General features: G+C 47.7%; 9 protein-coding genes. 7 read left to right on the plus strand and 2 right to left on the minus strand.

The features are described from left to right. Positions 1–11 precede the first annotated feature (11 nt). The 5 genes from pntB to C7I86_RS05020 all read left to right on the plus strand — a co-directional run bounded on the left by pntB (position 12) and on the right by C7I86_RS05020 (position 5138). Entirely contained in the window at positions 12–1454 is a 1443-nt protein-coding gene (pntB, locus tag C7I86_RS05000; RefSeq protein WP_010872170.1) for a Re/Si-specific NAD(P)(+) transhydrogenase subunit beta, read from the plus strand. Between the two features lie 109 nt (positions 1455–1563). Continuing rightward, positions 1564–2847 carry a TldD/PmbA family protein gene (locus tag C7I86_RS05005; RefSeq protein ID WP_010872171.1) on the plus strand — a complete coding sequence of 428 codons (1284 nt, stop codon included), beginning with the start codon at positions 1564–1566 and terminating at the stop codon, positions 2845–2847. Positions 2848–2948: 101 nt separating this feature from the next. Next, positions 2949–3800, plus strand: coding sequence for a bifunctional 2-polyprenyl-6-hydroxyphenol methylase/3-demethylubiquinol 3-O-methyltransferase UbiG (locus tag C7I86_RS05010; protein WP_010872172.1), 852 nt, complete (start codon positions 2949–2951; stop codon positions 3798–3800). A 127-nt stretch (positions 3801–3927) separates the two neighbouring features. Further along, complete coding sequence (locus C7I86_RS05015) at positions 3928–4266, plus strand: antibiotic biosynthesis monooxygenase (protein WP_010872173.1); 339 nt, start codon at positions 3928–3930, stop codon at positions 4264–4266. Between the two features lie 2 nt (positions 4267–4268). Continuing rightward, positions 4269–5138, plus strand: a complete 870-nt coding sequence (locus tag C7I86_RS05020) for an aldose 1-epimerase (RefSeq protein WP_010872174.1) — start codon at positions 4269–4271, stop codon at positions 5136–5138. A 126-nt stretch (positions 5139–5264) separates the two neighbouring features. Here the strand turns inward: C7I86_RS05020 and ileS are convergent, their stop codons facing one another. After that, positions 5265–8231, minus strand: a complete 2967-nt coding sequence (gene ileS / locus C7I86_RS05025) for an isoleucine--tRNA ligase (RefSeq protein WP_010872175.1) — start codon at positions 8229–8231, stop codon at positions 5265–5267. Between the two features lie 193 nt (positions 8232–8424). Between ileS and C7I86_RS05030 the strand changes: the two genes are divergently transcribed. Then, the gene (locus C7I86_RS05030) at positions 8425–8649 is read left to right on the plus strand and encodes a hypothetical protein (protein ID WP_010872176.1); all 225 of its coding nucleotides are present in this window, start codon (positions 8425–8427) and stop codon (positions 8647–8649) included. Positions 8650–8686: 37 nt separating this feature from the next. On the opposite strand, the gene dnaX is transcribed toward C7I86_RS05030, so the two are convergent. Further along, the gene (gene dnaX / locus C7I86_RS05035) at positions 8687–12037 is read right to left on the minus strand and encodes a DNA polymerase III subunit gamma/tau (protein WP_010872177.1); all 3351 of its coding nucleotides are present in this window, start codon (positions 12035–12037) and stop codon (positions 8687–8689) included. A gap of 167 nt (positions 12038–12204) precedes the next feature. Between dnaX and C7I86_RS05040 the strand changes: the two genes are divergently transcribed. Continuing rightward, complete coding sequence (locus C7I86_RS05040; protein ID WP_010872178.1) at positions 12205–12636, plus strand: VOC family protein; 432 nt, start codon at positions 12205–12207, stop codon at positions 12634–12636. Positions 12637–12680: the final 44 nt, after the last annotated feature.

Raw genomic sequence — 12680 nt, forward strand, 5'->3', positions numbered from 1 at the left:
ACTAAATTCTTATGTCTAACAGTTTACAAACCGTGGCCTATGTGGCCGCCAGCATATTATTTATCTTCAGCCTGGGGGGCCTGGCCAATCAGGAAACTGCCCGGCGGGGAAATGTTTATGGCATTGCCGGCATGGCGATCGCCTTTTTAGCCACTGCTTTAGGGGGCGACTTTACTGGTTACACCACTCTGCTGGGGGCAATTTTACCTGCGGTGGTTATCGGCTCCCTGTTAGCCTCCCGAGTAGCCATGACTTCCATGCCGGAACTAGTGGCGATTTTGCACAGTTTTGTGGGTTTAGCGGCGGTTTTGGTAGGTATTGCCAATTACCTAGCCCCGGAAAATGGTTTAGCGGGTTCCGAAGCTTTTATCCATCAAATTGAAATTTATGTAGGCGTATTCATTGGGGCTGTTACCTTCACCGGCTCCATCGTGGCCTTTGGCAAATTGCGGGCCATTATCAGCAGTAAACCACTCATGCTCCCGGCTCGGCACTTCTTGAACATTTCCCTGCTGGTGGCTACGGTGATTTTCGGGGTGCAGTTTATGCAATTGAATAGCCCCGCTGGCTTGACCCCCCTGTTAATCATGACCGCCATTGCCGGGGTGTTGGGTCTGCATCTCGTAGCGGCGATCGGGGGGGCAGATATGCCGGTGGTCATTTCCATGCTCAACAGCTATTCTGGCTGGGCGGCGGCGGCGGCGGGCTTTATGCTCTCCAATGATCTACTGATCATCACTGGGGCGTTGGTGGGAAGCAGTGGCGCAATTTTGAGCTACATCATGTGTAAGGCCATGAACCGTTCTTTTATCAGCGTTATCCTGGGTGGTTTTGGCGAAGGTTCTAGTGCTGCTTCCAAAGGGCCAGCCCAGGAGGTAATTGGTACAGTCACTAAAACTAGTGCGGAAGAAGTCGCGGAGGAATTGCTCGATGCCCAGAGCGTGATCATTACCCCCGGTTACGGTATGGCGGTGGCCCAAGCTCAACATCCCGTGGCAGAAATTACCAAATTACTCAAGGAAAAGGGTGTTAAGGTCAGGTTTGGCATTCATCCTGTCGCTGGTCGTTTGCCTGGCCACATGAACGTTCTGTTAGCGGAAGCCAATGTGCCCTACGACGTAGTGCTGGAAATGGACGAAATTAATGAAGATTTCCCCGAAACCGATGTGGTGCTAGTGATTGGCGCCAATGACACGGTGAACCCCAGTGCTTTGGAAGATCCCACCAGTGCGATCGCCGGAATGCCGGTGTTGGAAGTGTGGAAAGCCAAACAGGTGGTGGTGATGAAACGGAGCATGGCTTCCGGTTATGCTGGGGTAGAAAATCCTTTGTTTTATAAGGAAAATACCCAAATGCTGTTCGGCGATGCCAAGAAAAATGTCGATGCCATTTTGACCCAAATGCGGGCTAAGGATGAGGTGGGCAGTGGCGATAAGGTTCTAGTTTCCGTTTAGTTAGCTGACCTCAATGGGGACTTCTAACCCTAGGGGAGAGCTGAATACTTAATAATGGGGAGGGGAATATTCGTCTCCCTTTTTTGTTTGTCTATCATCTAGTTTTGCCATGACCACCGATCTATCGGTTTACCTCGACCAAGCCCAACAAGCCGGAGCGGAAAGCGCTGAAGTTTATTACTCCCGATCCTTTTCCCGACCAGTTTTCTTTGAGGCTAATCGGTTAAAACAGTTGGAAAGTTCTGAATCGGAAGGGGTAGCCCTGCGGTTATGGAAAAATGGTCAGGCTGGTTTAGCGGTGGCCTATGGTCCGGTGGAACCGGAAATATTAGTCGAAAAAGCGTTGGCCCTAGCAGCCTTGAATCCCCCCAATCCGCCCCGGTTCACTGCTCCCCGGCAAGATTATCGGGAAAGTTTAGGGGAAGATGTTTCCGTAGAACAATTAATCGATTGGGGTCAAACGGCGATCGCCAGTTTACGGTCAGAGTTTGCCGAAGTGCTCTGTAGTGGCGAATTAGCCTGTAGCACTGACAGCACCCGCCTAATTAACAGTGAAGGTTTGGACTGTACCTGGACAGAGAGAAGTTTGAGTTACTACTTCGGGGTGGAATGGATTCGGGGAGAGGATTTTTTAGCCATCTATGATGGGGAGCAATGTCGGGGCCAGACCAACGTCGGACAGGTGGTGGAAAATCTGCGGCAACGGCTACTTTGGGTGGAAGTGAATCAACAAATCCAGGGCGGCAAAATGCCCATTTTGCTCACCAGTGGCGCGGCCAGTTTGCTTTGGGACACGGTAGGAGAAGCCCTCCATGGTCAACGGGTAGCGGAAGACTCATCCCCATGGGCAGAAAAATTAGGACAAACTGTGGCCATTGAAGAATTGAATATTAGTCAAGATCCCACCGCCATTCCCTTTGATTGTCCCTTTGACGATGAAGGAAGCCGTACTCAAAAACTGGCTTTAATTAAAAATGGAAAAATTGCCCAGTTTTATACAGACCATGAAACAGCAGAAAAATTAGGTACAACCACCACGGGTAATGGTTTTCGTCCTAGCCTAGGCAGTGCGCCCCAACCGGGTTTGGTGAATATGTTAATCACACCGGGAACCGCTAGCTTCGACCAGTTACTTAAAAAATTGGGTAATGGTTTAGTTGTAGATCAAATTCTTGGGGGGGGGGCGGATATTTCCGGTGATTTTTCCATCAACGTTGATTTGGGTTATCGAGTGCAGAATGGTGAAATTACTGGCAGGGTTAAGGACACTATGGTTTCTGGCAACATTTATGAATTATTAAATCAGATTATCGCTTTGGGTTCAGACCGTCGTTGGCAGGGTTCCTGTGCCACTCCATCAATTATTTTAGATGGGGTATCGATCACCGCTTAGTACTATATTTGAACATTGGAATTTTCACCTAACTACCATTGAAAAAATCCGGCCATAAATTTGCCCAACGGTTATTCTGGCTTTGATGGTACTGTATTGGAATGGATAATGTTACTCGCTATCAAAACGCCGCGCTTCAGTACTACCAAGATCTGACTGGGTCTTCCCATCTCCACTACGGTTATTGGCAACCAATTCCGGAAACCGAAGATGATCTGACTATGGCTAAATTGCGCCATGCTCAGGAAAAATATACTGACCATTTGCTTTCATTTTTACCGCAGAATATCGAAACTGTATTGGATGTGGGTTGTGGCAACGGTGATAACGCCAGTCAACTAATTGGCAAAGGTTTACAGGTGGAAGGAATTGCCCCAGATCCTTTTCAGGAGTCAAGTTTTTTACAAAAGACTGGGGGCAAAGCTCGCTTTAATAGTAATACTTTCCAAGGTTTTATAGAAGATTGGCAACGGATTGGTTCTATGCCCCAATATGATTTGTTGCTTTTTAGTGAAAGTACCCAATATATGGCTGTAGCCACTATCGCCGATGGGGCAAAATTATTGGTAAAACCAGGGGGTTATGTTCTCTTGGCTGATATGTTTCGTAAAAATGAAGATTATCAGACAGGAATGTTTTCCAATTGTTTGATCAAAAGTGAATTACAGATGGCGATGAAAGAAGCCGGTTTTATTCTGCTCGATAGGGATGATATTTCCCAACAAATTGTACCTACCTTAGACCTTTGTGTGCAAAATTTTCAAACTTTTGGTGTTTCAACTTTAACCTATTTAGCTAGTTTAGTCAGAATTGCAGTCCCCCCTCTGTATAAAATTTTCGATTACTTTTTGGGTAAAAAGGCTAAGGTTTTGGTAAAGGAAGGATTACAGGCTGGGAATATTTTTCGGGATCATCTATGCTACGAAATTCAACTTTGGCAAAAGCTTACTTAAATTGCTGGGGATGATCTAGATTTACCTTGGGCAGGGGAAAGTTAAGAATAATGACTAATTTGTCTTGATGGCCAAAGCCCAGAAGTATAAGTAGAGTAAGGCCCCTTCACCGCCGGAGAGAACAATTATGTCCGCTGAATTTTTTGACTGCCTCCAACATAAATGCGCCTATGTGGCGATCGGAGAATTTAAACCCGGTCGGTTTGCAGAAGCCCAACGGTTATATGAGAAGGCCATTTCCACCTATAAAAGTGGCTTTAAGGGTGCCTTCCTGCTAAGAAAACCCAATTCCGACGAGGGCATTGCCGTGATTCTCTGGAATACGATCGAAGATATGGAGGCGAATCAAACGGAAGTCCATCGCAAAATTTTGGACGAAATGGGCCCTTTGTTTAATGTGCCTCCGGTCACCAATATTTATGAAGTTTGTAGCGAAGTGGAAGCCTATGGTAAGGTGCTCTGCTAACCATGTACAACATTAGCTTTACCCCCGATCGCCCGCTGACCTACCATTTGGAGGATGATCAAAGTCTGGCCCGTCTTTCCCTCGTGCCGGGGCGGGGCGGTCTGGTGACCGAGTGGACCGTTCAAGGTCAGCCCATCCTGTATTTTGACCGAGAGCGGTTCCAGGATCCATCCCTGTCAGTACGGGGAGGCATCCCAATTTTGTTTCCCATTTGTGGCAATCTGCCCCAGGATCAGTTCAACCACGCCGGTAAAAGCTATCGCCTGAAACAACATGGTTTTGCGCGGGATCTGCCGTGGGAAGTAATCGGCCAGCAAACCCAAGACAATGCCCGGTTGGATCTACGGTTGAGCCACAATGATGCCACCCTCGAAGCTTTCCCTTTTGCATTTGAGTTGGTTTTCAGCTATCAACTCCAGGGCCATAGCCTCCGCATTGAACAACGTATTGCCAACCTTGGCGATCAGCGGATGCCCTTTTCCCTCGGTTTCCATCCCTATTTTTTCTGCCGAGAGAAGTTAGGGATTACGTTAGCAATTCCTGCCAATGATTACCTAGACCAAAAAACTGGCGATTGCCATGGCTATGACGGGCAACTGAATCTAACTTCCCCGGAATTGGATTTAGCCTTTACCCAAATTTCCCAGCCAAGGGCCCATTTTATTGACCCAGACCGGAATTTAAAGATAGAAGTTAGCTTCAGCGAACTGTACCAAACTCTGGTGTTGTGGACTGTGGCTGGGAAAGATTATCTGTGCCTCGAGCCTTGGAGCGGGCCTCGCAATGCCCTCAATAGCGGCGAGCAGTTAGCTTGGGTAGAACCCTATTCTTCCCGTTCCGCCTGGGTAAATTTTCAGGTGTCCACTGAGTGACTGTGCCGCCCTTTCCACTTGGATAAAAGTCCGTTGGCAGTCCCAATTTAAGGGAGGAAGTTGTAATCCTCCCGAAATCAAGCCCTTGGGCTATGGCTCAATCAACTCCGTTCAGACTATGGAGATCTAAAAGTTTCCCTGGAGGGCCTCGTTGCACCGCTCACAAATGGTGGGGTCATCGCTGAAACTGCCCACTTGGGTGGAATAATTCCAGCAACGCTCACATTTATGACCGTCGGCTTTAGTGACAATAATCTTAATGGGTTTAGTGCGAATATTATTATCATGCCGTTCCAGGTTAATTACTACGGTTTCCTCATACGTAAAAGATGGTTCAATTTCAGCAGACTTGATAAACTCAACTTGAGAAGTTAGAAATATGTTGCGAAGCGAAATTTTTCGGTCATTGGGATCAAATGTGGGTTCATTAAAATTTTCTAACCATCCGTAGAACCAATGCACAAAATTTTCTCCTTGTTTTTCATCCGTGCCACTTTCAGCAGTTCGGGGATCCACAATAATCAATTTAGCCTCCAAAGATGAACCTATCACTTTGTCCCTTCGAGCCTGTTCGAGAAGTTGGTTAATTCCATCTCGTAATTGACGTAGGCTAACCCACTTTTGAGCTAATTGCGGCTGTTGCCATTGGGCATCTAAATTTACCCAGCCTGATTGGAATACCGATTCCGTCGGTTTTTCGTAGGGTAAAAATTGCCAAATGTCCTCCGCTAAATGACACAGCACAGGGGCGATCGCCTTGGTTAAATTTTCCAACGCCAACTGGAGAATGGTTTGGCAACTGCGGCGACGGGGAGCATTGGGGGCGGAAATATACAGACGGTCTTTAGCAATATCTAAGTAGAAGTTAGACAAATCCACCACACAGAAGTTTTGCACCGTTTGGAAAAACTTAAAGAATTGGAAACTTTCGTAGGCTTCCGTTACTTCCGTAAATACTTCCGTCATACGGTGTAACATATAGCGGTCTAATTCTGGCAAATCTTCATAGGCCACTGCATCGGTTTCAGGATTAAAATCATGCAAGTTACCTAGTAAAAACCGGGCCGTATTGCGAATTTTATTGCGTATATCTACCAACTGTTTGAGAATGCCCTGGCCAATGGGCACATCATTGGCGTAATCTACCGATGCCACCCAAAGCCGCAACACATCAGCCCCATAGGCCGGTTCCTGTTTTTGATTTTTACCGCCATTAATAATCTGGTAGGGGTCCACCACATTGCCCAGGGATTTGCTCATTTTGTGACCCTTTTCATCCAGTACAAAACCGTGGGTCAACACTGTTTTATAGGGGGCAATGCCATTTACTGCCACACTGGTGAGTAAACTGGACTGGAACCAACCTCGATGCTGGTCGGAACCCTCCAAATACATATCCACCGGGTATTTTAATGGTCGATTTTTTGCATTTGCGACCGCTGCCCAGGAAGAGCCAGAATCAAACCATACGTCCATGGTGTCTTCCCCTTTGCGGTAAGTACGACCATTGTTGCGGTATGCTTCCGGCAGGAGTTCCTCTACGGTTAATTCCCACCAAGCATCGGAACCTTTTTCCGCAATGATTTGTTGCACATGATTAATGGTTTCTTCCGTTAGCAAAGGCTCACTGGTTTCCTCGTCATAAAATACGGGAATAGGAACCCCCCAAGCCCGTTGCCGGGAAATGCACCAATCACTGCGATCGCCAACCATGGGAGTGATGCGATTTTCCCCCTGGGTTGGAATCCAGGTAACTTCTTTGATCGCTTTTAAAGCTTGATCCCGAAAACCTTCCACCGAAGCAAACCACTGTTCCGTGGCTCGGAAAATAGTCGGCTTTTTGGTGCGCCAATCGTAGGGATATTTATGCTCATAAGCTTCTTCTTTGAGCAAAACTTTTTGATCTTGCAACGCATTAATAATGGCTTCATTGGCATCGTTGAGCACATTAAGCCCCGCAAATTTCCCTGCTTCCTCCGTTAAATTGCCCGCCGCATCCACCGGGGACAAAATTGGTAAGCCATACCGTTGCCCGACAACGTAATCTTCTTGACCGTGGCCTGGAGCCGTATGCACTAGCCCGGTACCAGATTCGGTAGTGACATAATCGCCACCAATAACAATGGGACTAACCCGGTCAAACAGAGGATGCTGATAACAGGTATTTTCCAAACTTTCCCCTTGCAGAGTTACTTTAACCGTTAATTTGACCCCGAAAGTTTCACTTAATTTTTCCACTAAATCCAGGGCCACAATTAAGTAACTGCGATGAAAAATATGGGACTCCGTTTCCACCACCGCATAGGTTAATTCCGGATTTAATGCCACGGCCAAATTGCCCGGCAATGTCCAGGGGGTTGTAGTCCAAATGGCCACCGCTAAATCATCAATGTAGGGGGCCAAAATTTCAGCGGCTTTCTCCCCTGCTTGGGTGATGGGAAAACTAACGTAAATACTGCGGGAAGTATGACCTTCAGGATATTCCAACTCCGCTTCTGCTAGGGCTGTGCGGGAACTAGGACTCCAATGGACCGGTTTTAAACCCCTGTAGATATAACCTTTCAACGCCATGGCCCCAAATACGCCAATCTGGGCCGCCTCATATTCCGGGGTCAGGGTTAAATAAGGCTTTTTCCAATCCCCCCAAATGCCATAACGCTGGAATCCCACCGCCTGTTCCTGTTGGGCTTTGAGGGCAAAATCCCTGGCTTTGTGACGGAGGGTGAGGGGAGTTAATTCCGCCCGTTCACTGCTTTTTAAACTTTGTAGAACTTTCAACTCAATGGGCAAACCGTGGCAGTCCCAACCGGGAACGTAATGGACTTTATGCCCCTGTAATAGTTTATACTTATTAATAATGTCCTTGAGAACTTTGTTTAAAGCATGGCCCATGTGGAGGGCACCGTTGGCGTAGGGCGGCCCATCGTGGAGCACAAACAAATCTTTGGGATTATTGTCGGCTAAATCTGCGTAAATTCCTTTTTCCTGCCAATATTGCTGAATTTCCGGCTCTCTTTTGTTAGCGTTGGCCCGCATATCAAAGCGGGTTTGGGGCAAGTTAACGGTGTCTTTATAACTTTTGGCTTCAGTCACAGTGGCTTGGGGCAGAATTGTGCATAGGAATACTTGCTGATTTTACCCCGTTTTCCTAGCCCATCTACTGCGGTTTTACTCCCTAAAGGGCGATCGCCGTGGGCCGGCCTTGGCTTGATCTGCTCTGGCAGGCCAGTATAATTCCAAGGGATAATCGTCTATCAACCTGCTGAATTTTCCGGAACAACGGACCATGAATGAACCAAAACAGACCGAAACCGTCCAGGTGGTGGAAAAAGTTAGCGCGATCCTTTCCCCCTATTTCATCGTCATTGTGGGTTTGTTTTTGGCCGATAGCAATTTTCTCATTGGCATTGCCCTGGTGTTTGTGGGGGTATTTTCCCTGCTGAAACTTTCCTGGCACGATGTGCAAACGGGGGTAGAAAAAGTTAAGGGCTTCTTTGCCGAAAAGCAGTGAGTCCCATTAGAAAAAAATTAGACTTTTGAGACAGCTACTAAAAAGGTAGATCTTCTTCTTCCTCCGGGGCGATCGCCGGTCGGTTCAGGACGGTGGGTTGGTTAATTTGCAGATGTCCATTGTGATCCATGGGTTGCTGACCAAGTTCCGCCGTTGGTTCCGTAGATAAATCATCGCCATTATCCGATTCCTGTTTGGGAGCCGCATCGGATGCCACAATTTCCCCGTCAAAATTTTTGGCAAACTGCTCGATCGCCTTGCGGGTGGCACTGTCACCAATATCTGTCGGAGGCGGCTCTTCCATGGCTGGAGCCGGTTTTGGTTTGGGCCGAGAAGGATTAGAGAAATTATTTGATTCCCGTCGGGGGGAAGGTTTTATTTCCGATGTAGCGGGGCCCCTGGCGATCGCCGGGGGAGAAGGAGGCACAGTGGGAGCCGGATTAGCATTAACCGCTGCGGTGGGGGGAGGGCTTGGCTCTGGAGCAAAGGCTGGCGGCTTACTATGGCTAGGGGGAGGAGCGCTGTTAACCGGAGTAGTTTCCGGGGTCGATGGCTTACCCACCACCAAATTCACTTTCACCGATTGGCCACAGGCTTGCCCTAGGGCCGCTTCCAATTCATCCTTTTTGCCCGCCGCAATTTTAAGCAGTTGTTGGGTGGTAACACTGACGGTGGCATTATTCCCCACCAAATTGATCAAAGAACCAAAGGATTTAAATAAAGATTGACTGAGCGCCCCTAGATTGTTTAACGTTTCCGACCATAACTGGGTCAGATCCCAATGGGCGTTGCTCGGCTCAAAGCTGGATGGCTCTACATCTGCTTCTAGCTTCTCTTCTAGAACAATAGGTTCAGAAACAGGAATCATTGTAGGAGAATCCACCACGGTTAGATGGTTGTGTGAGCCACCAGGGAAAGTCACCACATTACTGGGCTTTGGCGGAGTTATTGGTTGAGCCACAGGTGTTCTAACTGCCGTTTGACTAACTGCCCCAGTGTCCAACCCACAGGCGGATGGCAACAGCCCCAACAGGGTCACCTCTAGCCAAAGTCGGGGCTGGGTAGTGTTACGAATTTGGATTTCACTTTCCTTAAGTTTTTGTTGTCCTTGCAAAATCACTCCCCTTTGCCATTGGGGCGCCGTGTCACACAGGGCTTGCCAGGTTTCCGCCGTCACCGCCACCAAATCTGAGCGTTGGGGAGCTGTTTGGGCAATAAGTAAATTCAAATAAAAACTGGCTAAATTTTGCAATACCACCAAGGGTTCCCGCCCCCGGTTCAAAATCTGCCGACAGGTAGCCAATAGGGTTTCTGCATCGTCACTGGCGATCGCCTCTAGGAGGGCTAACAAATCCTGTTCCGGCACCGCCCCCACGAGGTCCCAAACTTTATCGGGGGTAATCAGGTCGGGGAGCAGACTTAATTGATCGAGTAAACTTTCCGCATCCCGTAAACCACCATTGGCAATTTGGGCCACTAGGGTCAAAGCTGGTTGGTCAATATTAATATTTTCTCGCCCAGCAATATAACGGAGATGGTCCACCATGGCCTGCAAAGGAATGCGGCGATAATCAAACCGCTGACACCGGGAAATAATGGTGGGTAAAACCCGCTGGGGATCGGTGGTAGCGAGGACAAAAACAACCCGCTCCGGTGGCTCTTCCAAGGTTTTTAGCAGGGCATTGAATGCGGCCGTGCTCAACATATGACAGTTATGGACTAGTAAGCCATTGGCAACAAAATTGTGATTATCTTCCACCTCCAGGTCATAAACTTTTTCCACTTGACCCTTAGTGACGGACTCAACTTCCTCGAAATTTGTATGCCATTGCGGGGATGGAATAGATTTCCAAGTCCGATAACCACTTGCGGGTGGCCACTGCTCCCATTTTTGTGTAGTAATAGGTTTTGCTGTTAATGCTTCTGCGATAGGATTTTGCACTGGTGGGATATCCTCTATCGGTAAGCCATTCAGCAATAAGTTGATTTTCTTCCGGGAAAAAGCCCTCTGTGTGTAACTGAATTGATGGACTCCCAGATTCGGAAATAGAGAGGGAACCGTCGTCCATGTACCACCAAGCCATTCCTTCTTCAGTGATATGCGAGAGCCATTCCGAAGAAACTTGTTTTCTTTTACCTCCAGGTTTGACTGTGCTGAAAACATCAATAAGGTTTGGGGAACAACGGGTTTGACAGCAGATGGAACTTTCCCCATAGCCTTTATTGGCTGTGAATCGTATTTTGGGTGACAGACATCCCAGTCTTGCCGCTTTATATTCCATCCATTCTGACTGCTTGGTGCCGTGGGTCCATCGCAAGCGGGGGAATCGGCTATGTGGGTTGGGATAGTCAATACTTCCATCCCCAAGCAAGGTTCCGTAGATAAGACCGAGAATTTCTGCTCCCAACGGTTCTGACCCTGATGTAATTTTTTCTGTTCTGAGATCCCAAAGTCCGTGGCTTTTTTTGTAGGGATGTCTTCGCCAATGGGATTGGATACTTTTAATTTCTCTTCCTTTGCACTGCAAAAATGCTGGAATATCAAGTTTTTCGCCACATCCGCATTGACAAAAGGGTCTTGTGGCTTCTGCTTCTTCAAGGATAGAGATAAGGTCGTATTTTTTTTGTCCGTATTGATTGCCTCGTAGTTGATGGCCCCGGACAAACCGCCTAAGCTTGCGGTCAGTGCCGTACTTTGCGATAAATTGTCCACATCCACACTCGCAGGGGATAGTATCTTCATTCCGGGAGTGATGTTTTCCGCTCTCGTCCATCCTTGTTCAGTTCTGATTAAATGGTTAGCCGTACACCGTACTGTAGAATTTTTTGTCTTAATAGACAATGTTTGCTTTTCGCCTCTGTCAAGCCATCTTAAAACTTTTTTATATTCCCATTGCTGTAGAGTTTCGTTGTAGCTCAGAACTTCTCGCCCTTTTATTTGGGGATTGTCAATGGACATTAAGCCATTGCGGGTCAAAACTTGTGAGTCCCCCGTTAAGCATTCATCGATCACATATACTTTATATCTGCACTGTACTGGGGCAAATTGAGCCCGTTCAATAATTTCTCGGATATTATCTACCCCTGTATTACTGGCCGCATCAATTTCAATTACGTCTAAAGCTGAACCGTTAGTAATAGCCCGACAGGTGGCACATTGGCCGCAGGGAGTGGCAGTAGGCCGATCGCCAGCGATGCAGTTTAAGGATTTGGCTAAAATTCGGGCTGAAGAAGTTTTTCCCGTTCCCCTGGGGCCCGTAAATAGGTAAGCAGGTACGATGCGCTCCTGTTCAATGGCATTGCTCAATGTGGCGGCGATCGCCGTTTGGCCCACCAAATCTGCAAAGGTCTGGGGGCGATATTTATGGTGCAGAGGTTCGTAGGCCATGGCAAGGTAACCGGGCGATCAACAGACAGGGGGATTCTCAGCCTAACTCCAAAATGCAAAAAAAAGAGGTCAAGTTAACAGCCGGTGACGGGGGTGCTAAAGGCAAAGGGTAAGACGCTTAGAATGAAAGGGTCAGTGTTGATTTGTAAGACTAGAGGGCAATTCCGATGACAGGCCCCGTTATTTTTCACCTCGCTATCCCCGTTAATGATATTGCGAAAACTAAGGAATTTTACTGTGATCGCCTGGGGGCCAAGGCCGGCAGAGAAACCGATAAGGCAATAATTCTAGATTTCTACGGCCATCAGGTGGTGGCCCACATTACCCTGGAACCTTTAGTAAAACAACCGGGCATCTATCCCCGCCATTTTGGTTTAGTATTTCCTGTCGAAGCGGATTGGTTTGCTTTTTCTGAACAGGTGGAAGCGGCCGGAGTGCCCTATCATTTGCCGCCCAAGTTACGCTTTGCTGGAGAATTGACGGAACATCGCACTTTTTTCCTAGCTGACCCCTTCCATAACTATCTGGAATTCAAATGGTATCGTCACCAGGAAGCAATTTTTGATCTGAAAGAGTTTCTGGCCATTGGCGATCGCTAGTCAGACCAATCATCAGGCTAGCAATGTGGTTTGCTTGCACAACT

The organism is Synechocystis sp. IPPAS B-1465, assembly GCF_003015225.1.
Lineage (GTDB): Bacteria > Cyanobacteriota > Cyanobacteriia > Cyanobacteriales > Microcystaceae > Synechocystis.